The organism is Nocardiopsis aegyptia (assembly GCF_013410755.1).
Taxonomy (GTDB): Bacteria; Actinomycetota; Actinomycetes; order Streptosporangiales; family Streptosporangiaceae; genus Nocardiopsis; species Nocardiopsis aegyptia.
Map to the genome: position 1 here is coordinate 4,529,239 of NZ_JACCFS010000001.1, position 22,129 is coordinate 4,551,367.

The 22,129-nt window shown below is 72.8% G+C and carries 19 protein-coding genes; 15 read left to right on the plus strand and 4 right to left on the minus strand.

Annotated features, from left to right (window positions below):
- Positions 1-85 precede the first annotated feature (85 nt).
- From alr to HNR10_RS20315, 8 genes are all read left to right on the plus strand, one after another.
- Positions 86-1,213: an alanine racemase gene (gene alr, locus HNR10_RS20280; RefSeq protein WP_179825918.1), complete on the plus strand. Its 1,128-nt coding sequence runs from the start codon at positions 86-88 to the stop codon at positions 1,211-1,213.
- Positions 1,214-1,405: 192 nt separating this feature from the next.
- Positions 1,406-1,948: a tRNA (adenosine(37)-N6)-threonylcarbamoyltransferase complex ATPase subunit type 1 TsaE gene (tsaE, locus tag HNR10_RS20285; RefSeq protein WP_179825927.1), complete on the plus strand. Its 543-nt coding sequence runs from the start codon at positions 1,406-1,408 to the stop codon at positions 1,946-1,948.
- 9 nt (positions 1,949-1,957) lie between these two features.
- Positions 1,958-2,635, plus strand: coding sequence for a tRNA (adenosine(37)-N6)-threonylcarbamoyltransferase complex dimerization subunit type 1 TsaB (gene tsaB, locus HNR10_RS20290; RefSeq protein WP_179825929.1), 678 nt, complete (start codon positions 1,958-1,960; stop codon positions 2,633-2,635).
- Positions 2,636-2,691: 56 nt separating this feature from the next.
- Positions 2,692-3,147: a ribosomal protein S18-alanine N-acetyltransferase gene (gene rimI, locus HNR10_RS20295; RefSeq protein WP_179829845.1), complete on the plus strand. Its 456-nt coding sequence runs from the start codon at positions 2,692-2,694 to the stop codon at positions 3,145-3,147.
- Entirely contained in the window at positions 3,144-4,175 is a 1,032-nt protein-coding gene (gene tsaD / locus HNR10_RS20300; RefSeq protein ID WP_179825932.1) for a tRNA (adenosine(37)-N6)-threonylcarbamoyltransferase complex transferase subunit TsaD, read from the plus strand. Before rimI ends, tsaD begins: the two co-directional genes overlap by 4 nt.
- A gap of 232 nt (positions 4,176-4,407) precedes the next feature.
- Entirely contained in the window at positions 4,408-6,114 is a 1,707-nt protein-coding gene (locus HNR10_RS20305; RefSeq protein ID WP_179825935.1) for a glycosyltransferase family 4 protein, read from the plus strand.
- Positions 6,115-6,267: 153 nt separating this feature from the next.
- Positions 6,268-6,714: a hypothetical protein gene (locus HNR10_RS20310; protein ID WP_179825937.1), complete on the plus strand. Its 447-nt coding sequence runs from the start codon at positions 6,268-6,270 to the stop codon at positions 6,712-6,714.
- A 57-nt stretch (positions 6,715-6,771) separates the two neighbouring features.
- The gene (locus HNR10_RS20315; protein WP_179825938.1) at positions 6,772-7,740 is read left to right on the plus strand and encodes a zinc-binding dehydrogenase; all 969 of its coding nucleotides are present in this window, start codon (positions 6,772-6,774) and stop codon (positions 7,738-7,740) included.
- A 124-nt stretch (positions 7,741-7,864) separates the two neighbouring features.
- Here the strand turns inward: HNR10_RS20315 and HNR10_RS20320 are convergent, their stop codons facing one another.
- Complete coding sequence (locus tag HNR10_RS20320) at positions 7,865-8,509, minus strand: HAD family hydrolase (protein WP_179825941.1); 645 nt, start codon at positions 8,507-8,509, stop codon at positions 7,865-7,867.
- 171 nt (positions 8,510-8,680) lie between these two features.
- On the opposite strand from HNR10_RS20320, the gene HNR10_RS20325 reads away from it, so the two are divergent.
- Positions 8,681-9,091: a VOC family protein gene (locus HNR10_RS20325; RefSeq protein ID WP_179825943.1), complete on the plus strand. Its 411-nt coding sequence runs from the start codon at positions 8,681-8,683 to the stop codon at positions 9,089-9,091.
- Between the two features lie 169 nt (positions 9,092-9,260).
- Here the strand turns inward: HNR10_RS20325 and HNR10_RS20330 are convergent, their stop codons facing one another.
- Positions 9,261-11,324 carry a coiled-coil domain-containing protein gene (locus HNR10_RS20330; protein ID WP_179825945.1) on the minus strand — a complete coding sequence of 688 codons (2,064 nt, stop codon included), beginning with the start codon at positions 11,322-11,324 and terminating at the stop codon, positions 9,261-9,263.
- A 598-nt stretch (positions 11,325-11,922) separates the two neighbouring features.
- Positions 11,923-13,182, minus strand: coding sequence for a class I SAM-dependent methyltransferase (locus HNR10_RS20335; protein ID WP_179825947.1), 1,260 nt, complete (start codon positions 13,180-13,182; stop codon positions 11,923-11,925).
- 261 nt (positions 13,183-13,443) lie between these two features.
- Here HNR10_RS20335 and groES point away from each other — a divergent pair, with 261 nt between their 5' ends.
- The 5 genes from groES (at position 13,444) to HNR10_RS20360 (ending at position 18,572) form a co-directional block, all read left to right on the plus strand.
- Positions 13,444-13,755 (plus strand): co-chaperone GroES, encoded by a 312-nt coding sequence (groES, locus tag HNR10_RS20340; protein WP_179825950.1) that lies wholly within the window; start codon positions 13,444-13,446, stop codon positions 13,753-13,755.
- A 202-nt stretch (positions 13,756-13,957) separates the two neighbouring features.
- A complete protein-coding gene (gene groL, locus HNR10_RS20345; protein WP_179825952.1) occupies positions 13,958-15,565 on the plus strand; it encodes a chaperonin GroEL in 1,608 nt (535 codons plus the stop codon).
- Positions 15,566-15,807: 242 nt separating this feature from the next.
- Positions 15,808-16,449 (plus strand): sigma-70 family RNA polymerase sigma factor, encoded by a 642-nt coding sequence (locus tag HNR10_RS20350; protein WP_376769764.1) that lies wholly within the window; start codon positions 15,808-15,810, stop codon positions 16,447-16,449.
- A 251-nt stretch (positions 16,450-16,700) separates the two neighbouring features.
- Entirely contained in the window at positions 16,701-18,191 is a 1,491-nt protein-coding gene (gene guaB, locus HNR10_RS20355) for an IMP dehydrogenase (protein WP_179825954.1), read from the plus strand.
- 9 nt (positions 18,192-18,200) lie between these two features.
- The gene (locus tag HNR10_RS20360) at positions 18,201-18,572 is read left to right on the plus strand and encodes a hypothetical protein (protein WP_218897891.1); all 372 of its coding nucleotides are present in this window, start codon (positions 18,201-18,203) and stop codon (positions 18,570-18,572) included.
- 757 nt (positions 18,573-19,329) lie between these two features.
- Here HNR10_RS20360 and HNR10_RS20365 read toward each other — a convergent pair.
- Positions 19,330-20,793, minus strand: coding sequence for an aminotransferase-like domain-containing protein (locus tag HNR10_RS20365; protein WP_179825956.1), 1,464 nt, complete (start codon positions 20,791-20,793; stop codon positions 19,330-19,332).
- Between the two features lie 60 nt (positions 20,794-20,853).
- Here HNR10_RS20365 and HNR10_RS20370 point away from each other — a divergent pair, with 60 nt between their 5' ends.
- On the plus strand, positions 20,854-22,053 hold the full coding sequence (locus HNR10_RS20370; protein WP_179825958.1) for a trans-sulfuration enzyme family protein: 1,200 nt from the start codon (positions 20,854-20,856) through the stop codon (positions 22,051-22,053).
- Positions 22,054-22,129: the final 76 nt, after the last annotated feature.

Sequence of the window (22,129 nt, forward strand, 5' to 3'; positions counted from 1 at the left end):
TACCCCCAGATACGGCGCCGAACTCGGTCGAACACCACATACCCGCAGCTCCGTTGTGGTAACCCACACGTGGAAGACTGGGGCCATGGCTCACTTCGCGCACGCTCGCGTCGACCTGGACGCGATCGCCGACAACGCCCGGCTGCTCCGTGAGCGCGCGGGCGGCACCCCCCTGATGGGCGTGGTCAAGGCCGACGGTTACGGCCACGGCATGCTTCCGGCCGCGCGGGCCGTGCTCGCGGGCGGCGCCACCTGGCTCGGCACCGCCTTCATCCACGAGGCCCTGGCCCTGCGCGAGGCCGGGATCACCGCGCCCGTCCTGGCCTGGATCGTCCCGCCCGGCGAACCCGTGGCCGCGGCGATCGGGGCCGACATCGACCTCGGCGTCAGCGACCGCGCGATCCTGGACGAGATCGTCGAGGCCGCACGGCACCTCGGGCGCACCGCGCGCGTCCAGCTCAAGGCCGACACCGGCCTCAACCGTGGCGGCGTCGGCCCGGCCGACTGGCCGCAGCTGGTGGAGGCCGCCGCGCGCGCCGAGGACGCCGGACACGTGCGGGTCAGCGGCCTCTGGTCGCACTTCGCGTGTGCCGACGAGCCCGGCCACCCCTCCATCGCGCGCCAGCTCTCCGCCTTCCACGAGGCACTGGAGACGGCGGACAAGGTCGGACTCACCCCCGAGGTCCGCCACATCGCCAACTCCGCGGGGCTCCTGACCCTCCCCGAAGCCAGGTTCGATCTCGTGCGCGGGGGCATCGCGAGTTACGGGCTCATCCCGATCCCCGGTTACACGGTGTCCGGAATCCGCCCCGCCATGACCCTGCGCTCCCGCGTCGCCCTCGCCAAGCGGGTTCCCGCCGACAGCGGCGTCTCCTACGGCCACCGCTACGTGACCGAGCGCGAGACCACCCTGGCCCTGGTGCCCCTCGGCTACGGCGACGGCGTGCCCCGCGCCGCCACCAACAAGGGCCCCGTGCTGCTCGGCGGACGCAGGCGTACCATCGCGGGAACAGTCTGCATGGACCAGTTCGTTGTCGATGTGGGCGACGACCCCGTCCGGGCGGGGGACGACGCGATCCTGTTCGGCGACCCGAGCACGGATCCGGGCGTTCCCACCGCCGAGGACTGGGCCGAGATCCTGGACACCATCCCGTACGAGATCGTGACGCGGGTGGGCGCCCGGGTCCCGCGCGAGTACGTCGGCGGCGCCTGAACCGGGGCGCGGGCCGGAGCCGTCCGCGTGCGCCCGGAACCCGGTGCTCCGCGCGCCGGACCGGGCCGAGTGCCGCGAACCGGCCACGGACGCCCCTCACCCGTCCTAACCTGGGTGAAGAGGTCACCTCAGGTGCGCCCTGACCACTGTGCCCAGCCACCTCCCGACCCACCACCGACCACTGCGAGCCCGATGACAGACGCAACCGCGACCACCCCAGGTGTGTCCACCGACGTAGTGCCCCACAGCGCCGCGCCCGCCGTTCGCGCGGTGACCGCCGCCACCGACGGCGCCATGCGCGCGCTCGGACGCGACCTCGCCGCCCTGGCCAGGGCCGGCGACGTGATCCTCCTGTCCGGGCCGCTCGGCGCGGGCAAGACCACGCTGACCCAGGGCCTGGGCGAGGGCCTGCGCGTCCGCGGATCGGTCACCTCCCCGACCTTCGTCATCTCCCGCATCCACCCCTCCCTGGTCGGCGGACCCGACCTCGTGCACGTGGACGCCTACCGGCTCGGCGGCCCCGCGGAGATCGACGACATCGACCTCGACATGACCCAGCCCGACTCGGTCACCGTGGTCGAGTGGGGCGAGGGCGTCGCCGAGGGCCTCGCGGACGACCGCCTGGAGATCCGTATCGAGCGCCACCACGACGACACCCGAACCGTCCACCTGCGCGCCGTCGGCGCGCGCTGGAACGACATCGACCTGCCCGGCGCCCAGCCCGGGCTCGGATAGGCGGTCTCCGTGCTGCTGCTGGCCTTCGACACCGCCACCCCGGCGGTGACCGCCGCGATCGGCGAGAGCGGCCCCGACGGGGCCTTCCGCCTGCGCGCGAGCGCCGCCTCCGTGGACGCCCGCCGCCACGGCGAACTCCTCAGCCCCACCATCCACCGGTTGGCCGAGGAGGCCGGGATCACCCTGGCCGACCTCGACCACGTGGCCGTCGGTATCGGCCCCGGCCCCTACACGGGCCTGCGGGTCGGCCTGGCCACCGGCCACGCGCTGGCCGACGCCCTCGGCGTGCCCTGCCACGGCGTCACCACGCTCGACGCCCTGGCCTTCGCCACCGGCCGGACCGGGCCGTTCGTCGCCATGACCGACGCCCGCCGCAAGGAGGTGTTCTGGGCGCGCTACGACGACCGCCTCCACCGCGTGGGCGAGGTCGCCGTCGACCGCCCCGCCGAGCTCGACACCGGCGGCCTGCCCCTGGTCGGCCACGGGGCCCGGATGTACGCGGAGGTCTTCGGCCCCGCGGCCGCCGACCCCGACCCGCTGTACCCCGACGCCGCCGCCATGGCCGAGCTGGCCCTGCTGCGCCTGCGCCAGGGGACGGCACTGCCCGCGCCCGAACCGCTCTACCTGCGTCGCCCCGACGCCGTGGAGCCCGGTAGCCCGAAGAAGGTGCGCCAGTGGGTGAAGTGACCGTCTCGGCCTCGGGCTCCTACGCCGAGCCCGGAGAGCCCGTACGACTGCGCACCATGACCGGCGACGACGTGCCCGCGGTCATGGAGCTGGAACGCGCCCTCTTCCCGGAGGACGCCTGGAGCGAGAACATGCTCCGCGAGGAACTCGGCACGCAGGGCCGCAGCTACGTGGTGGCCGAGACCGGGGACGCCCTCGTCGGGTACGCCGGCCTGCGTTCGGTGCCGCCCGAGGGCGACGTGCAGACCATGGCCGTCGCCCGGCCCGTGTGGGGACGCGGTGTCGGCCGGGCGCTGATGGCCGAACTCCTGGACCGGGCCGAACGCGACGGCGTCACGCACATGTTCCTGGAGGTGCGTGACGACAACCCGCGCGCCCAGGACCTCTACGCCCGTTTCGGGTTCCGGCAGATCGGTGTGCGGCGCGGATACTACAAGGGGGCCGACGCGATCGTCATGCGGCGCGTGGCCACGGCCGGACCGGAGTCCGGCGAGGCGGAGGAGCGAGCATGAGCGGCCCGTTGATCCTGGGGATCGAGACGTCCTGTGACGAGACCGGTGTCGGTCTGGTGCGCGGCTGCGAGCTGCTGGGGGACGAGGTGGCCTCCAGCGTCGACCAGCACGCCCGCTTCGGCGGTGTGGTCCCCGAGGTCGCCAGCCGCGCGCACCTGGAGGCCATGACACCCACGGTCCGGCGGGCGCTCGACAGTGCGGGGGTCGCCCTCTCCGACGTCGACGCCATCGCGGTCACCGCGGGGCCCGGACTGGCGGGAGCGCTCCTCGTGGGGGTGTCGGCGGCCAAGGCCTACGCGATGGCCCTGGGCAAGCCGCTCTACGGCGTGAACCACCTGGTCGGGCACGTGGCCGTGGACCAGCTGGAGCACGGTCCGCTGCCCAAGCCGGCCATCGCGCTGCTGGTCTCCGGCGGCCACACGTCCCTGTTGCTGGTCAACGACCTGGCCACGGACGTGGTCTCGCTGGGCGACACCGTGGACGATGCCGCCGGTGAGGCCTACGACAAGGTGGCACGGCTGCTGGAGCTGCCCTATCCCGGCGGCCCGCCCATCGACAAGGCGGCCCAGCGGGGGAACCCGAAGGCGATCCGGTTCCCGCGCGGCAAGTGGGGCGACGGCACCTACGACTTCTCCTTCTCCGGCCTCAAGACCGCGGTGGCGCGGCACGTGGAGGACGCCGACCGCGGCGGCGAGCCGCTCGTGGTGGCCGACATCGCGGCGGCCTTCCAGGAGTCGGTGGTCGACGTGCTCACCCGCAAGGCGGTGGACGCCTGCGTCGAGCACGGGGTGAGCACGCTGGTGATCAGCGGTGGCGTGGCGGCCAACTCGTCGCTGCGCGAGCTGGCCCGACAGCGCTGCCAGGAGGCGGGGATCGAGCTGCGCGTGCCCCGGCCGCGCCTGTGCACGGACAACGGGGCGATGATCGCCGCGCTGGGCGCCGAGGTCGTGGCCGCCGGCCTGCCGCCGTCCACCCTGGACCTGGCCACGGACACCTCGCTCCCGGTGGAGCACCCGCTGGCCGTCTGAGCCCGCGTCCGACGAGGGGCGGGGCGCCGTGGTGCGCCCCGCCCCTCACGCGTGCGCGCGGTTCCCACACTCATTCCACGGCTGGATTTCGTCCCGGTGAATGACATATTCCCCGCCATGCCGCTTGTCCGCGTTCATTGGAGTGGCGGATAGGCGGTGATAACGTCCGCCTTCCCATCCTTGTCGGCCAACGGAATGGGTGTGTCGACGGATGTCATGGTACGGGGGAACCATGGGATATGTGCGAAAAAACAAGAAGATTTCGGTCGCGGTCGTGGCGCTGATCGGCACGTGCGCGATCGGCGTGTTGTTCGCGATGGGCGTCCTGTCGCTGCTCACCGCTCTCCAACTCGTCGCCTTGGGGGCGATCGGTGCGGGGGTCTCGGCGGTCATGGTCTGGGCTCGGAGGGTGGACCGGCGTGTTCGTGACGTCCACCTTTCCTTGGTGGACGGAAAACGTGCCGCGGTCGAAGGTGGAAAAGAGAGCGGACTCAGGTCGGGGATGGAATGGCGGATCTCCGCACGTGCCCATGAGGCGCGCGAACGCGCCCGGTCTCTCTATGGAGAAGGGCGGGTTCAGGAAGCCGTCGACGAACTCGTCCCCTACGCGGCCCTGGACGACCCGGCCGACCGGGCACGCCGCCGCCTGATCGGCAACCGGCGGGCGATCGGCCCCCTGCCGGAACTGCCCGAGCGGAATTCCGGAGAACTCCCGCCAGTTCCCGGACGGGTCCTGCACTTCGTGACGAACGCCCTGCCCAACACGCAGGCGGGCTACACCGTCCGTACGCACCGGATCGTCCTCGCCCAGCGCGACGCCGGGCTGGACCCCCACGTCGTGACCTTTCCGGGTTGGCCCGGGCCCGAGGAGGGGGACACCGAGGGGCGGCGCGACGTCGACGGGATCCCCTACCACCGGATCCGCCCCGGAGAACGATGCGGCCTGGGGCTCCAGGAGCGGATCGAAGTCGCGATCACCGAGGGTACGGCGCTGGCGCGGCTCCTGCGGCCCGCGGTGCTGCACGCCGCCAGCGACCACAAGAACGCCACTGTCGCCCTGCACGTCGGACGCGCACTCGGTATCCCTGTCGTGTACGAGATGCGCGGCTTCCTGGAGGAGACCTGGCTGTCCCACGAGGGCGCGACGTCCCGTCGCGGGAGCGAGCGCCACCGGCTGCTCGTGGAACGGGAGAGCTCAGTGCTCAGGGCGGCCGACGCCGTGGTGACGCTGGCGGACACGATGAGATCGGAGATCATCGGGCGCGGTGTGGCGCCCGAACGTGTCGTCATGGCGCCCAACGCCGTGGACGAGCGGCTCCTGCGTGAACAGCCCGACGGAGCTTCGTTCCGGGAGTCCTTCGGTATCGCCGAGCAGGAGCGCGTGGTGGGATCGGTGTCCAGCCTCACGCACTACGAAGGGTTCGAGACCCTGATCGAGGCCGCGGTCCTGCTGCGGGACAGGGGGCGGGAGGTACGGGTCCTCCTGGTCGGGGACGGGCCGGCGCGGCCGGACCTGCTCGACCTCGCCGAGCGCCGCGGCCTGGGCGGCGGGTGCCTGCTCCCGGGGCGCGTGGACCCCGACGAGGCACTGCGTGCCCAAGCCGCACTGGACGTCATGGTCGTGCCCCGCATCGACGCACGCGTCACCCGCCTCGTCACACCGCTCAAGCCGGTCGAGGCGATGGCACTGGGCGTACCCGTCATCGCGAGCGACCTGCCTGCGCTGCGCGAACTGGTCGATGACGGTCGGGCCGGGACCCTGATCCCTCCGGGGGACCCCGCCGCGCTGGCCGACGCCATCATGTCGCTGGACAAGGACGCCGAGTTGCGTGAGGCGTGCGTACGAGCCGGGCGGGAGGAGGTCGAGTCCCGGCGGACGTGGGGCCACAACGCGGAGGTCTACCGCGCGCTCTACGCTCGCCTCGGCGCACTGTCCTGAGCGCGGAACGGGCGGGACGCTTCGGTGTCCCGCCCGTCCCGCCCGTCCCGCGTGTCCACCCGGCCTGGGCCCGCGGCGGGGTCCGCTGCTAACTTGACCGTGCTCGATCCCCCCGGCGCCCCCCGTCGCCGTCCCCCGAAGAACGGAATCAGGATGAAGCCCCACCCGTCACCCACCATCGCCAGGTCGAGGCGCTCCGCGCACGGCCGGGCCACCACCCTCAGCGGACGCCTTCGGCGCGGAACCGTCCACCGGCTCGCCCTGCCCAGCCTGGGCGCCCTCCTCGTACTCGCCTCCGTGACCGCCTGTGAGGGCGTCAACCACAAGAGCTGCCGCAACGGCGACTGCACCGTCGTGGTCGTCGACGCGCAGTGGTCCGGCGACCTGCAGGAGGGAGGCCGCACCGACTACGAGTTCGAGGTGTACATGGCCGAGGACCAGAGCGCCGAGGTGATCGTGGAACAGGAGGAGGGCAACCGGGAGGAGGAGCAGACCGCCACGCTCCGGCCCGGGGAGTCCGCCGAACTCTTCCACTACACCGTCGAGTACGTGTCCCACACCGAGGAGGAAGGCGCGACCTTCCAGTTCACCCCCGCATAGGCGACGGACCGGCCCCCGACTGGAACACGGCTCGGTCGGCGTGGTTGGCTTCGGTCCATGTTCGCTATCACCGCAGCACGCATCAGCCCCGACGACCCCGTCTCCGGTCTGGAGGCGGGCGAGCGCCCCGAACCCGAGCCGCGCGAAGGGTGGGCGGTGGTCGACGTCCGCGCCGCCTCGCTCAACCACCACGACCTGTGGAGCCTGCGCGGCGTCGGCCTCGACGAGAAGAGCCTTCCGCGGATCCTCGGCGGCGACGCCGCCGGCGTCGACGAGGACGGCAACGAGGTCGTCGTGCACAGCGTCATCGGCGACCTCGGTGCCGGCGGCGGGGACGAGACCCTCGACCCGCGCCGCTCGCTGCTGTCGGAGGTGCACGAGGGCACCTTCGCGGAGAAGCTCCTGGTGCCCCGGCGCAACCTGCTGCCCAAGCCGCCGGAGCTCTCCTTCGAGGAGGCCGCCTGCCTGCCGACGGCGTGGCTGACCGCGTACAGCATGCTCTTCGGCAAGGCCGACCTGCGGCCCGGCTCGACCATCCTCGTGCAGGGCGCGGGCGGCGGCGTGTCGGCGGCGCTGATCCGCCTGGCGGTGCAGGCCGGGCACCGCGTCTACGCGACCAGCCGCAGTGAGGCCAAGCGCGACCGGGCCGTGCAGTTCGGTGCCCACGCGGCGGTGCCCACGGGGGAGCGGCTCCCGGAGAAGGTGGACGCCGTCTTCGACTCGGTCGGCCAGGCCACCTGGGCGCACTCGGTCCGCTCGCTCAAGCCGGGCGGGGCGATCGTCACGTGTGGCGCGACCAGCGGCGACTCGCCGTCGGCGGAGCTCACCCGGGTGTTCTTCCTCCAGCTGCGGGTGCTCGGGTCCACGATGGGCACGCGGTCGGAGCTGGCCACGCTCATCGAGATGTGCGCGCGCACCGGGCTGCGCCCCGACATCGACCGGGTGCTGCCGCTCGACCGGGCACGCGAGGGCTTCCAGGCGATGGCCGACGGCGACCTGTTCGGCAAGATCGTCTTCACGCTCTGACCGCGCCGGACGCGGCCGGCCGTGGGACGGTCGGTCGCGTCCCGCCGCGTCCCGCCGCGTCCCGCCGCGTCCCGCCGCGTCCCGCCGCGTCCCGCCGCGTCCCGCCGCGTTCGCGGCCGGATGCCTACCGGGTACCGCAGTGGGACGCGCGGGCCAGGGCGTAGGCGTCCACCAAGCTCGTACCGGTGTAGTGGGCGGCGGCCAGACCGGTGATCCGCTCGTCGCCGTTCACCGCCACGGTGGCGGCCAGGTGCCGGAACAGCGGGGCGTCCGACATCGAGTCGCCGTAGGCCACACAGGCGTCGGCCGCCAGGCCCCGGCCGCGCCGGGCCCGCTCGACGATGTCCACCTTGTCCTGCGGTGTGAGGATGTCCTCGGCCACGACGGGGGAGGCGAACGGGAGTGCGGGGAAGCGCGACGCGACCACCTCGTCGAAGCCGAACCGGAGCAGCAGGCGCGCGTAGAAGTCCGGGGACATGCTCACGACCATCGAGTACTCCCCGCGGGACCGGATGTCGTCGCACACCTGGCGGATGCCGGTGAGGAAGGGGCTCCGGTCGAAGGCCGTGGCGACGTGCTCCTCCGTGAGCGCGCTCCAGAGCCGGTGGATGCCGCGCGCGAAGCCGCGGGTGTCGACCTCCTGCCGCCGGAAGCGCTCCTCCAGCTCCACGAGCTGCTCCTCACAGCGCAGGACGCGGGCGATCTCCAGGCTCGCGGTCGTCCCCCTCAGCAGGGTTCCGTCCATGTCGAAGACGTGGAGGCGGGTCATGGGCTCGGCCCTCCCAGGCGGTGCGCGGTGGTGTCGGCGGGCGCCAGGGGGACGCCGCCCCGCCCCGAAGATACGGGCCGCCGAGTGGAGGACGGTACTTGGCCGCCACGGTCCCTAGCGTGGGCCCCGTCGAACTCCGCGGGACGCGCGGGGCACGAGAAGGGGACCACCATGCTGCGAGGACTCACCACCATCAGCCTGTGGGCGGACGACGTCGCCGAGGCCGCCCGCTGGTACACCGAGGCGCTGGGGGCCGAGCCGTACTTCGAGCGCCCGGGCCCGGGCGGTGCCACCGCCTACGTCGAGTTCCGCCTCGGCGACCACCAGCACGAGCTGGGCATCATCGACCGCCGCTTCGCGCCCCCGGCCGGGCACTCCGGTCCCGGCGGGGTGGTCGTGTACTGGCACGTCGACGACGTGGAGGCCGCCGTCGAGCGGCTGCTGGCGCTGGGCGCCAAGGAGTACGACCCCCTCACGGTCCGGGGCGAGGGGTTCGTCACCGCCGCGGTGACCGACCCCTTCGGCAACGTCCTGGGCGTGATGTACAACCAGCACTACCTGGACATGCTCGCGGACGGGTGACCGGCCGACGGCGGCGGGGCCGGTGCGCGTGTCGCGCACCGGCCCCCGCCGTGTCGATCCGGAGCACCCCCGGGGTGACGGGTGGGTCTGCGCCGGAGGTGTCGGTTGAGGGTGGTAGCCCGGCCGTGCGCGGAGCGCCCGACCGGGCGATGGCGGGTGACGGGTGGGGCTACTCGTCGTCCTCGTCGTCGTCGCGGCGCTTCTTCTTCTTGCCGTCGCGACCCGGGCGCAGCAGCGCCTCGGCGAGCGCGAGCACCGTCTCCTCCAGGGACGTGAACCGCTTGGTGACGTCGTCGTGCGAGTTCTCGACCGCCTCCGTGACGGTCTCCTCGAACTCCTGCCGGTCGGGCCGCTGCTTGAGCTCGCGCAGGACGGGCTCGATCGCCGAGGTCACGTGCTGGTCGATCTCGTCGAGCTTGCCGGAGTGGTCCAGCTGCGGGCGGTCGACCAGCTCGGTCAGGCGGCGGTGCAGCTCGGTGATCTCCATCGTCTGCGGCAGCTGGTTGAGCCGCTGGTTGAGCGCCTCCAGGCGGTCGTCGATGGCCTCCATCCGGCCGTCCACGCCCTCGAAGTGCCCGCTGACCCCCTCGAACTGGCCCTCGACCCCGTTGACCCGGCCGTCGAGGCCGTCCAAGCGGCCGTTGAGCCCGTCGATCCGGCCGTCGACACCGTCGATCTTGCCCTCGATCCCCTCGAAGCTGCCCTCGAAGTGGCCCTCGAAGGTGTCGAAGCGGTCGGTGAGGCGGCCCAGCTCGTGGTCGACCTTGCCGGTGATCTGCGACAGGTGGTTGTCCACCTTGGCCGTGAGGGACTCGCGCTGGCGCTCCAGGCGCTCGTCCAGCGCGCTCTGGTGGGACCGGACCTGCTCGCCCAGGGTCTCGGTGAGCTCCTGGTGGCGCTCGGCCGCCTCCGCGGCGAGGCGGGTGTCGTTCTCCTCGACGAAGCCGCGCAGCTCCGTGAGGTCGGCGGAGACCTTCTCCGCGTCCTCGGCGACCCGGGCGCTCAGGGCGTCGGTGCGCTCCAGGACGGCCTCGCGCAGCCGCTCGGCGGCGGCCTCGTCGTGCTCGCGGGCCTCGGTGCGGCCCAGCTCCATCTGCTCGCTCAGCTCGGACAGGCGCTGACGCAGGTGCGAACGGAGCTCGGTGAGCGAGGACTCGTGGTTCTCGCGCAGCTTGGCCAGCGAGCCCGTGACGTCGGCGACGGCGGCCGTGGCCTCGGCGTGGTTCTCCTCGCCCTGGGTGCTCAGGTAGCCGACGCTCTCGGTGAGCTTCGCCGCCAGGGCGTCGTGGCGCTCGCCGGAGGCGGTGGCCAGGGCGCCGAGCTCCTCGGCCAGGGCGCTGGTCCGCTCGCCCAGCTCGCCGGTGTTCTCCTGCAGCTTGGCCAGCAGGGCCTCGTGCTGCTCCGTGGTGCGCTCGGACACGAACGAGCGCAGCTCGGCCACCCGCTCGTCGGTGTGGGTCCGCAGCTCGCCGGCGGTCTCGGCGACCTTGGCGGTGACGGTCTCACCGAGCCGCTCGTCGGCGGCGGCCAGCGCTTCGCGGGCCTCGCCGACGGCGGTGGTGACGGCCTCCCGGCTCGCCTGGACCGCCTCGCCGAGCTCGGCCCGGCCGGCCGCCAGGGTCTCCGTGACCGTGGCGGTGAGGGCCTCGTGCCGCTCGCCCGCGGACTCGGCCAGCGAGGTGAGGGAGGCCTCCAGCCCTTCGGTCCGCTCGGCCAGCGCCGCCAGGGCGCCGTCGAGCGCGTCCAGGCGGGCGTCGACCTTCTCGCTCAGGCCGGTCAGCCGCTCACCGACCTCCGCGATCTGCTCGGACGTGCGGTTGCCCGTCTCGGCCATGCGCTGGAGCCGGGTGAGGGCGGTGTCCAGGTGCCCGGCGATGCGGTGGGTGTCGGCGCGCAGGGACGGCATGTCCGAGAGGGGCTTGACCTGCTGGCCGACGATCTCGATGTGCTCCGCGAGGGTCTCCGCCCATTCCGGGGGGCGGGAGAGCAGATCGTCGATCCGGCCGTCGACCTTGGTGATCGACTCGCCGAGGGCGGTGAGCTCACGCTCGCGCAACTCGCGCAGCAGCCACTCCATGCCCTCCAGTCGCTGGCGCATCTCCTCGCTGACGGCACCCTGCGACTTCTGTTCGGAGTCGTGCTCGTGGGCGGCCTGGGAGAGCAGGTCACGCATCCGGTCGGAGATCCCGGCCTGACCTCCTCCGGTGAGGAAGTTGTGATTGGTCTGTTCCACCGAGGTGCTCCTTGATCTTCTGGCGCTCCCGAACCGGCCCGGGGGAGTGGACGGTGGTTCCGGGCGGTCGGGTTCTCGATGGTCCCCGGGTGGGAGGCACCCGCGCCCCGTTAATGCCTCACTGTGACTGAAGTGTGACGCTGTGTATACACGGGGGGCGGGTTCCCGTGGTCGTGCCACCGTGAAACGGATCGCTCGACCACGGCCTTCCGGATGGATCCATGAGAGGGGAAAGCATGCGGCGCCGCTAGGGCGTGTTCCGTGGATGCCGCCCGTCGCGAGCGGCGCGTCCATTGGTGCTCTCGCAAGGCCGAAGAAGGAGTCAGGGTGGTTCTCCTGTCGACTGATGAGAACGCAGCGAGAGTGCCGCTGGGGCGTCGCGCAGCAGGGTGGGTATCCGCGGAACACGCCCTAGTTTAACGACACGTCCGTCCCCGGCCCCAGGGGAAGGCGAAAGAATGTGGGGTGTGAGGTAACGATGTCATTGCGTCGGGTGACCGTATCGCGCGCTTCGCGCAGGTGGGGGCCGTGGCCGCCGGACGGGGCGCCGACCGGGCCGCCGGTCGGGCCGCCGAGGCTCAGTGCGCCGGCCCCCGGCTCAGTGCGCGCCGGCGTCCGCGAGCTCACGGCACAGCAGTGCCACGGGCCGCTCGCCGATCCTGGTGAGGACCACCGTGGCCGACGCGGGGCCCGACGGCCGCAGGTCGCGGCGCAGCTTCTCGGTGTCCACCGCCGACCCCCGCTTCATGACCGTGACCGTCCCGGCGCCCCGCGCGCGCAGGGCCGACCGCAGGCGCTTGAGCGAGAACGGCATCACCTCGGTCACCTCCAGCACCCGCCACAGGGGCGAGGGCACCGCCCGATCGGCGGTGAAGTAGGCGATCCGCTCGTCCAGCAGCGCGCCGTCCACCCGCGCCGCCGCCTCCGCGACCAGGTGGGAGCGCACCACGGCCGGGTCCGGGTCGTACAGGTACCGCCGTGCCGGAGCCACGGGCGCGGCGCCCAGGCCGGGCTCCTCGTCCAGGCTCCCCCACGCCCCGCCCGCCCCCTCGCGCTCGCTGAGGACGGTCGCCCGGCGGCGCGGCCCCTCGGCAGCCGCGCCGAACCACAGGGCCGTCTCCTTCAACTCGCCGTCCACGGAGATCCACTCGGCGGACGCGCTCGCCGGGATCGCCTCGTGCGGCAGGCCGGGCGCGGCCTTCAGGCAGGCCGCGCCGGAGCCCTCGGCCAGGCGGACCGCCACGTCCCACGGCGGGGAGTAGGCCGCCGGGTCGAACACCCGGCCGCGCCCGCCGCGCCGGGCCGGGTCGCAGAAGAGCAGCGGGTAGGCCCCCGGGGCGGCCTCGGCGGCGTCGCCCTCCCGTACCCGGGCCAGGTCCGCCAGGCCCAGCGCGGCCACGTTGGCGCGCGCGACGGCCACGGTCAGCGGGTCGGCGTCCACGCCCTCGACGGGGACGCCCCGCTCGGCCAGCGCGAGCAGGTCCGCGCCCACACCGCAGCACAGGTCGCCCGCCACCGCCCCGTCGAGGACGGCGTCCGCGACCGCGGCCGTGCGCTCGGCGCGGTAGGCCGCCACGACGTACCGCGTCGACTGCTCCAGGCCGTCGGGAGTGAAGTACATCCGCTCGGCGCGGTCCCCGAACTTGGCCCGGCCGCGCCTGCGCAACAGGACCTGGTTCAGGGCGGCATTGACCAGATCGGAAACGGGTAGGGCGGGATCGAGCGCGGCCAGACGGGGGTCGCCGCGCAGCCGCGAGGCGGTGGCGAGCCGGTCCGCGGCGGCCGCCTCCGGGTCCACGTCCGCCAGCAGCTCCGCGCCCGCGTCGGTGAGCAGGGCCTCGAAGGCGGGCAGGTGCATCGGACCTCCAGGAGTCGGGTGGTGCGGCGCCTGTCACCCTCCCCGGTGCCGCCTGGGGCGCGTGCCACGAAAGCCCGGCCGACCAGGCCTTCCCGCCACATTTCCATTCTGGCACTCGCAGGGGTAGAGTGCTAATCGCGACGAGGCCGGTCTGGCACCCGCGACGACAGGCCGCCGTGGTCGCCCCTTTTTCGCAGCCGGTCCGTGCGCCCGCGCGGGCCGATCTCAGGACATCGAAATTTTGAAGGGGGAGGTCACACCGTGTCGACCGCCACCAAGACCGTGCTGAAGCCGCTCGAGGACCGCGTCGTGGTCAAGACCCTGGAGGCCGAGCAGACCACGGCTTCCGGTCTGGTCATCCCGGACACCGCCAAGGAGAAGCCCCAGGAGGGCGAGATCCTGGCCGTCGGTCCCGGTCGCTGGGACGACGAGGGCGAGAAGCGCATCCCGCTGGACGTGAACGTCGGCGACGTCGTCCTGTACAGCAAGTACGGCGGCACCGAGGTCAAGTACGACGGCGAGGAGTACCTGGTCCTCTCCGTCCGCGACATCCTCGCGGTCGTCGAGAAGTAGGCGGCACCCCGCGTCAGGGCGCGTTCCGTGGATGCCGCCCGCAGCAGGGTGAGCATTCGCGGAACACGCCCTGGGGGGACACCCACCTCGGCACGGCCCGCCATCGCGGGCCAGGAGCCATGCGCGTCCCGCACCGGCCGGCACATCGCCGTGCGGGTGCGGGACGCACTTTTCCGACCACGGTCAAAGGAAGCACGCACACATGCCGAAGATCCTGGAGTTCGAGGACGACGCTCGCCGCGCCCTCGAGCGGGGCGTCGACCGTCTCGCCGACGCGGTGAAGGTCACGCTCGGCCCGCGCGGCCGCAACGTCGTCATCGACAAGAAGTTCGGTGCGCCCACCATCACGAACGACGGTGTGACCGTCGCCCGTGAGATCGAGCTGGACGAGCCCTACGAGAACCTGGGCGCCCAGCTGGTCAAGGAGGTCGCCACCAAGACCAACGACGCCGCGGGTGACGGCACCACCACCGCCACCGTCCTGGCCCAGGCGCTCGTGCGCGAGGGCCTGCGCAGCGTCGCCGCCGGCGCCTCGCCGATGTCCCTCAAGCGCGGCATCGACCTGGCCGCCGACCGGGTCGCCGAGATCCTGCTGGAGCGCGCCCGCCCCGTCGAGGAGCGCGCGGACATCGCCTACGTGGCGACCAACTCCGCTCAGGACGCCCAGATCGGCGACCTCATCGCCGAGGCCTTCGACAAGGTCGGCAAGGACGGCGTCATCACGGTCGAGGAGTCCCCGACCTTCGACCTGTCCCTCGACTTCACCGAGGGCCTGCAGTTCGACAAGGGCTACGTCTCGCCCTACTTCGTCACCGACGCCGACCGCCAGGAGGCGGTGCTGGAGGACGCCCAGATCCTCATCAGCCAGGGCAAGATCGGAAACCTGAACGAGCTCCTCCCGCTGCTGGAGAAGGTCGTCCAGGAGACGAAGAAGCCGCTGCTGATCATCGCCGAGGACATCGAGGGCGACGCCCTGGGTGCCCTGGTGCTGAACAAGATGCGCGGCACGCTCAACGTCGCCGCGGTCAAGGCGCCCGGCTTCGGTGAGCGCCGCAAGGCCATGCTCCAGGACATCGCCGTCGTCACCGGCGGCCAGGTCATCTCCGAAGAGGTCGGCCTGACCCTGGAGAACGCCGGTGTGGAGGCCCTGGGCAGCGCCCGCCGCATCACGGTCACCAAGGACGCCACCACCATCGTGGACGGCAACGGTGACCAGAGCGAGGTCGACGACCGCATCCGCCAGATCCGCAAGGAGATCGAGGCGAGCGATTCCGACTGGGACCGCGAGAAGCTCCAGGAGCGCCTGGCCAAGCTCGCGGGCGGCGTCTCGGTGCTGCGCGTGGGCGCGGCCACCGAGGTCGAGCTCAAGGAGAAGAAGCACCGCCTGGAGGACGCCATCTCGGCGACCCGTGCGGCCATCGAGGAGGGCATCGTCGCCGGTGGCGGCGCCTCCCTGGTGCACGCCTCCACGGCCCTGGGCGACCTGGGCCTGAAGGGCGACGAGGCGACCGGTGTGTCGATCGTCCGCCGCGCGCTGGTCGAGCCCGCCCGCTGGATCGCGGAGAACGCCGGTGCCCAGGGCTACGTGGTGACCCACCGCGTGTCCGAGATGGAGGTCGGCCACGGCTACAACGCCGCGACCGGCGTCTACGGCGACCTGACCGCCGAGGGCATCATCGACCCCGTCAAGGTGTCGCGCTCCGCCGTCCAGAACGCCGCGTCCATCGCGGGCATGCTGCTGACCACCGAGGTGCTGGTCGCGGACAAGCCCGAGGACGAGGCCGACGACGGCCACGGGCACGGCCACTAGATTCGGTCGTGACGACCGCGCCCCGGCGCGGTCACGGGTCCGGTACGGGGGCGGGACGCGACACGCGTCCGGCCCCCGTCTTCGGGTGCGGTGGACGCCGTTCGGGAGGCGCCTTCTATCACGGGTTTCGTGGGATTCCTCGCTTTGAGCGGGTCGTTTTCTGGTGAATTTTCCAAAACGTGACCATTCCGTAGTTGGCGATTGGGGCGGTTGGGTCCCTCGGTGCGGGCATCATTCGTAACGTGACGGATGCAGGCGCCCGGGGGGGCGTTACCGCGCAGCGGCCAGGGACGCACGGGGAGCCGGACTCCACTGCGCGTGACACGGGGTTGAACCATCTCGGCTCGCTCGCGGTTCGAGGGGACGACGGTGCCATGGACTCGCTCCTGCGGGAGGTCCGGCCGATGGTCGTCCGGTACTGTCGCGCACGGCTGGCCCGGGTCTCCGGGCTCGCGCACTACTCCGACGACGTCGCCCAGGAAGTGTGCATCGCGCTGCTCACGGCGATACCGCGCTACCAGGACCGGGGGCGGCCCTTCGCCTCCTTCGTCTTCGGGATCGCCGCCCACAAGGTCGCCGACACCCTGCGTGTGGCGGGCCGGGTGGAGACGGTGCCCACGGACTCCGTGCCCGAGCGGGCCGACGACGGCCCCGGGCCGGAGGAGTCGGCGGTGCGCGGCATCGAGGCCCAGCGCGCCAGAGACCTCCTCGACGAACTGCCGGAACAGCAACGCAGACTCCTGATCATGAGGGTGATCGCGGGTCTGACAGCGGATGAGACGGGACATGTACTTGGAATGTCGGCGGGTGCGGTACGGGTTGCCCAGCACCGAGCTATTGCTCGGCTTCGGCAGGTGGCCGTGGCGAACCGCCTCTTCACCTGAGCACGCCGGCCGGGACCGCGGGCGCCGTGTGTGCCCCCGCCGCCCGTCCGCCCGGGCCCGGGGCTACTGCCGCTACCACCGCTCCACCGGACCGAACGACCCCGATCTCAAACTGTGAGACGGATCACTTTTTGCCTGCGTGACCGTTCCAACAGGCCGTTCCTCGTGGGGCGGCCGGGTCCACGCCCTAGGATGAGGTGACACGCGGGGGCGAATCCGCGCAGGTGTGCCGGAACAGCGGAGGTTGTGTCATGGTCCAGGAGTACAGCGACTACGGGGACAAGCTGCTCCCGCCGGGGCTGACCTACGACGACGTCCTGCTGGTACCGGCCTACTCCGACCTCCAGCCCGGCGAGGTGGACACCTCGACCCGGCTGTCCCGCAACATCTCCCTGCGCATCCCGCTGCTGTCCGCGGCGATGGACACCGTCACCGAGGCCCGGATGGCCGTGGCCATGGCCCGCAACGGCGGCGCGGGCGTGCTGCACCGCAACCTCTCCGCCGAGGAGCAGGCCGCCCAGATCGACCTGGTCAAGCGCTCCGAGGCCGGCATGGTCACCGACCCCGTCACCTGCCAGCCCGAGGACGACCTCGCCGAGGTCGAGCGCCTGTGCTCCCACTACCGGATCTCCGGCGTCCCCGTCACCGACGCCCAGGGCCGCCTGGTCGGCATCGTCACCAACCGCGACATGCGCTTCGAGCAGGACCGCACCCGCCTGGTCCGCGACGTCATGACCACCGAGGACCTGGTCACCGCGCCGGTGGGCGTCAGCCGTGAACGCGCCTTCGAGCTGCTGCGCAGCCACAAGGTCGAGAAGCTCCCCCTCGTCGACAACGACCGCCGCCTGCGCGGGCTCATCACCGTCAAGGACTTCATCAAGAGCGAGCAGTTCCCCGACGCCACCAAGGACGCCGACGGGCGCCTCGTGGTCGGCGGCGCCGTGGGCGTGGGCGCCGAGGCCGAAGAGCGCGCCAAACTGCTCGTCGACGCCGGGGTCGACTTCCTCGTCGTGGACACCGCGCACGGGCACTCCGCGGGCCTGGCCGACATGATCGCCAAACTCAAGGCCAACTCCCGCGCCGACATCGTCGCGGGCAACGTGGCCACCCGCGCCGGTGCGCAGCTGCTCGTCGATGCCGGCGCCGACGCCGTCAAGGTCGGCGTGGGCCCGGGCTCCATCTGCACCACACGCGTGGTCGCCGGCGTGGGCGCCCCGCAGCTCACCGCCATCCTGGAAGCGGGCAAGGCCTGCGGCCCGGCGGGCGTGCCGCTCATCGCCGACGGCGGTCTGCAGTACTCCGGCGAGATCGCCAAGGCCATCGTCGCCGGCGCCAGCACCGTCATGCTCGGCAGCCTGCTGGCCGGTGTCGAGGAGAGCCCCGGCGAACTGATCTTCATCAACGGCAAGCAGTTCAAGGCCTACCGCGGCATGGGCTCCCTGGGCGCCATGCGCGGCCGGTCCTACTCCAAGGACCGCTACGCGCAGGCCGACGTCGCCGCCGAGGACAAGCTCGTCCCCGAGGGCATCGAGGGCCAGGTGCCCTTCCGCGGCCCGCTCTCCGCGGTCGCCCACCAGCTGGTCGGCGGCCTGCACCAGTCCATGTGGTACGCCGGTGCGCGCACCGTGGCCGACCTGCGCGAGCGCGGCCAGCTGATGCGCATCACCAGCGCCGGCCTGCGGGAGAGCCACCCGCACGACATCACCATGACCGTCGAGGCGCCCAACTACAACGCCCGCTAGAACCCGCGGATGCGTTACGAGAACCCCGCCCTGCTGCCGCGGAGCGAGGTGCTCGCGACGCTGGAGCGCGCCCTGGCCGAACCCTCGTGGGAGCTTCGCGCCGCGAGCGCGCTGGTCGGGTCGGCGCTGTACGACGATGACCAGGAGTTCGTTGAGCGCTGCTGCGCCCTGGTCGCCGATCGCGCCGAGAGCGGGAACCAGTTGCTCGGCCTCGCAGGGCTGTGCCTCGGGCACACCGCGCGGCGCTTCCGTGTGCTCAGCGATACCTCCGTCGCGCTGGCGGAGTCCCTGGCCGCGCGGGCCGAGGTCGACCCCTCCGACGTGGACGGGCGCGCCCTCGACGGGCTGGACGACATCCGGGGGGCGCTCGGGTGCCTTTAGGACGGGGCCTTCGCCTGTGTCTTTTTGGGGCCTCCGCTCGTTCCTCGCTTTGGCCCGTGCTCGGGGCGCCGAGTAGCCAGTGTTCTTCGTCGTCGACTTGCCTTGCTCGCAAGCTCGCTGCGGCCCCGTCTCCTCCTGCAGAACACTGGCGCGCCCCTCGCGAACCCCCCAGCGGTCCCCTCACCTGTAGAGGCTTCAACCCCCCTGTAGCCCCCAACACTGAACGGCCTACCTCCACCCCCTCGGGTGGACGTAGGCCAATGTCGGGCAGCTCCAACCCCCTGCATGCAGCCTGGCTGAACGGCCTACCTCTCACCCCTTTGGGTTGAGGCAGGCCGCTTCCGTACGGCGGCAACCCGCTGGCTCTGAGGCAGGGGGTCTGAGCATGCGCGTGGTGCTGCCGGGGCTGGGGGGTGGACGTGCACACGTCGGTCTACGTGAACCCCAGGGGGTTGGAGGTGCGCGGTTCAGCTCGTGGGGACCACAGGGGGTTGGACGTGAACGATGTGCTCCTGGGGACCGCAGGGGGGTTGATCGGGCCAAAGCGAGGAACGAGCGGAGGCCCAAGGCAAGCAGGGGGTGAGGGGCGCGCCGGTGCCTGCAGGAGGAGTCTCTGCCGCCAGCGAGCTTGCGAGCCAGGCAGTAGCGACGACGAAGGACCCGGCGTGAAGCGCCCCGAACCCAACCCGGCGTGAAGCGCCCCGAGCCCACCCCGGCGTGAAGCGCCCCGAACCCAACCCGAACCCAACCCGAACCCTCACACGGCCAGCGCTCCCAGCGGAGGCGCGGGCGGGGTGTCCGCCTCGCCGTAGTGCTTCCAGGCGCGGGCGATGCGGTCGACGGCCTCGGTCAGCGTCTCGGACGAGGCGAGGAACGGCAGCCGTAGCCAGGACGCGCCGCCGCCCCCGGCGCACAGGCTGTCGCCGGGCAGCAGGGCGGCTCCGTGGCGGAGCGCCACCTGGGAGAAGGACGCCGAGTCGCCGTGGGGCAGGTGCACCCACAGGGTCTGCCCGCCGGAGGCGGGTGCGAACTCCCAGTCGGGCAGGCGCCGCCCGAGTTCGGCCACCAGCCGGTCGTGCTGTCGGCGCAGTTCCGCGCCGCGCCGTCGCGAGACGGGTTCCAGGTCGCGGAGCAGGTGGGCCGCGGCCAGCTGTGAGAGCACGTCGCCGCCCAGGTCGGTGAGGGTCTTCGTGCGGCGCAGCCGCTCCAGGACCGGGCGCCGGGCCCGGATCCAGCCGATCCGCAGCCCGCCCCACACCAGCTTGCTCAGCGAACCCACGGTGACGATGTCCTCCCCGCCGGGGAAGGACGCCAGCGGGGCCGGTACCGGGCCGTCGAAGCCCAGGTGGACCATGGTCTCGTCGTCCACGACCAGGGCGTCGTGCTCCCCGGCCGCCGCCGCGATCCGGCGCCGCAGCAGCGGGGGGAGCACCGCGCCGGTCGGGTTGTGGAACGAGGGGATGAGGTAGGTGAGCGCGGGGGCGTCGGCCATCCCCTCCAGCAGGGCGGGCACGTCCACGCCGTCGGGGCCGGTGTCGACCGTGCGCACGTGGGCGGCGGCCTCCCCGAACAGGGCCAGCGCCCCCGGGTAGGTCGGCCGCTCCACGAGGACGGTGTCCCCGGCCGACACGTGGCAGCGCACCAGCAGGTCCAGCGCCTGCTGGGCACCGTTGGTCACGAGCACCTCGTCCGGCGAGGTGGGCAGCCCCCGCTCGGTGAAGCGCTCCGCGATGACGGTGCGCAGTTCGAGCAGGCCCGCGGGGTGGTAGCCGATGTCGTTGGCGAGCACGTCCACCCTGGCCGTCGCCTCCCGGTAGGCCGTGCGGAGTTCGGGGGGCGGCGCGTCCGGGGCGGCGCAGGTCAGCGTGAGGGTCCCGGCGACGGGCTCGAACATGCTGAGGAACAGCGACCCGTCGTGCGTGCGGCGGGCCGGCTCGGGCACCGGGTCGGGGCCCGGGGCCACACGGGTGCCGCTGCCGCGCCGGCGGACCAGGCGGCGCTCCTCGCTCAGCAGGTCGTAGGCGGCCACGACCGTGCCGCGCCCCACGCTCAGCCGGGCGGCCAGCCGCCGTTCGGCGGGCAGCCCGGCGCCGGGCGCCAGCGCGCCCTCGTCGATGAGCCCGCGCAGCCGCGTCGCGAGGAGGCGGTAGAGCGGTCCGCGTCCGGCCGCCCAGCGGCCGAGCAGGGCGGTCAGGTCGCCGGGGGAGATTGGCTCGCTCATGGATCCAATTCTGCCCGATTGGCTCTGCCGCCGGGGCGGCGGGGCGGTCAGAGTGGGGGCATGGCACCTCACATCCACACCCGTACCGTGCACCGACCCGTCGAACCGGTGGAGGGCAGCACCCCGCTGGGCACGCCCCTCTACCAGTCGCACACGTTCGCCTTCACCGACACCGACGCCATGGCCGCCGCCTTCGAGGGGCCGGGCTCGCCCTACGTGTACGCCCGCTACGGCAATCCGACCGTGGCGGCCCTGGAGGCCGCGGTGGCCGACCTCGAAGGGGGGACGGGCGCGATCGCGTCCGGCTCGGGGATGGGCGCGATCACCTCCACCCTCTGGGCGCTGCTGGGCTCCGGCCGCCGCGTGGTCGCCCAGGACCGGCTCTACGGGGGCACCGAGGGCCTGCTCGACGACCTGCGCGAACGGTGGGGCGTGGACGTCGTCAAGGTCGACGTCGACGACCTCGACGCCGTCCGTGCCGCGCTCACCCCCGGGACGGACGTGCTGCTGCTGGAGACCATCGCCAACCCGACCGGCCGGGTCGCCGACCTGCCCGCCCTGACCGCGCTGGCCCGGGAGGCCGGTGCCAGGACCGTCGTGGACAACACCTTCGCCACACCGGTGCTCTGCCGGCCCGTCGAACACGGCGCCGACGTCGTCGTGCACTCCGCGACCAAGTACATGGGCGGCCACTCCGACACCATCGGCGGGGTCGCCGTGTTCGCCGACTCCGGGACGCTGGCCGCGGTCCGCGCGCGCACCGCCGAGTTCGGCGCGGTGCTGGACCCCTTCGCCGCCTGGCTGATCAGCCGCGGGCTCAGCACGCTCGCGGTGCGCGTGGCCCGCCAGTGCGCGAGCGCGCAGGTACTCGCCGAGCGCCTGGCCGCCCACCCGGGGGTCACGGCCGTGCACTACCCCGGGCTGCCGGACGCCCCCGGACACGCGACCGCCCGGCGGATCCTCGACGGCGGCTTCGGCGGCGTGATCGCGTTCGAGTTGGCCGGCGGCCTGGCGTCGGGCCGCGCGTTCGCGTCCTCGGTCGAACTGGCGGCGCTCGCGCCCTCCCTCGGGGACGTGCGGACCCTGGTCATGCACCCGGCGAGCACCTCGCACCGCGCGTTGGACGCCGCGGGGCTGGCCCGGGCGGGCATCGCGGAGGGGCTCATCCGGATCAGTGTCGGGATCGAGGACGTCGAGGACCTGTGGGCCGATCTGGAGCGGGCCGTCGGTGTGGCGGTCGGTGTGGCGGTCGGGGCGTAGGGGAAACCCGGCCCGACCTGTGGGCCGATAGACTCTCCGCTGCAGGAGACACGCCGGTTGACCGACCGGCGTCGCA

Excerpts from the sequence above, each read along its gene's own strand:
- HNR10_RS20370 (WP_179825958.1), top strand. The coding sequence starts at position 20,854 with ATGGCACCTCACATCCACACCCGTACCGTGCACCGACCCGTCGAACCG.
- HNR10_RS20305 (WP_179825935.1), top strand. The coding sequence starts at position 4,408 with ATGGGATATGTGCGAAAAAACAAGAAGATTTCGGTCGCGGTCGTGGCG.
- HNR10_RS20310 (WP_179825937.1), top strand. The coding sequence starts at position 6,268 with ATGAAGCCCCACCCGTCACCCACCATCGCCAGGTCGAGGCGCTCCGCG.
- rimI (WP_179829845.1), top strand. The coding sequence starts at position 2,692 with ATGACCGGCGACGACGTGCCCGCGGTCATGGAGCTGGAACGCGCCCTC.
- tsaE (WP_179825927.1), top strand. The coding sequence starts at position 1,406 with ATGACAGACGCAACCGCGACCACCCCAGGTGTGTCCACCGACGTAGTG.
- groL (WP_179825952.1), top strand. The coding sequence starts at position 13,958 with ATGCCGAAGATCCTGGAGTTCGAGGACGACGCTCGCCGCGCCCTCGAG.
- HNR10_RS20325 (WP_179825943.1), top strand. The coding sequence starts at position 8,681 with ATGCTGCGAGGACTCACCACCATCAGCCTGTGGGCGGACGACGTCGCC.
- guaB (WP_179825954.1), top strand. The coding sequence starts at position 16,701 with ATGGTCCAGGAGTACAGCGACTACGGGGACAAGCTGCTCCCGCCGGGG.
- HNR10_RS20315 (WP_179825938.1), top strand. The coding sequence starts at position 6,772 with ATGTTCGCTATCACCGCAGCACGCATCAGCCCCGACGACCCCGTCTCC.
- alr (WP_179825918.1), top strand. The coding sequence starts at position 86 with ATGGCTCACTTCGCGCACGCTCGCGTCGACCTGGACGCGATCGCCGAC.
- HNR10_RS20360 (WP_218897891.1), top strand. The coding sequence starts at position 18,201 with ATGCGTTACGAGAACCCCGCCCTGCTGCCGCGGAGCGAGGTGCTCGCG.
- HNR10_RS20335 (WP_179825947.1), bottom strand. The coding sequence starts at position 13,182 with ATGCACCTGCCCGCCTTCGAGGCCCTGCTCACCGACGCGGGCGCGGAG.
- tsaD (WP_179825932.1), top strand. The coding sequence starts at position 3,144 with ATGAGCGGCCCGTTGATCCTGGGGATCGAGACGTCCTGTGACGAGACC.
- HNR10_RS20365 (WP_179825956.1), bottom strand. The coding sequence starts at position 20,793 with ATGAGCGAGCCAATCTCCCCCGGCGACCTGACCGCCCTGCTCGGCCGC.
- HNR10_RS20320 (WP_179825941.1), bottom strand. The coding sequence starts at position 8,509 with ATGACCCGCCTCCACGTCTTCGACATGGACGGAACCCTGCTGAGGGGG.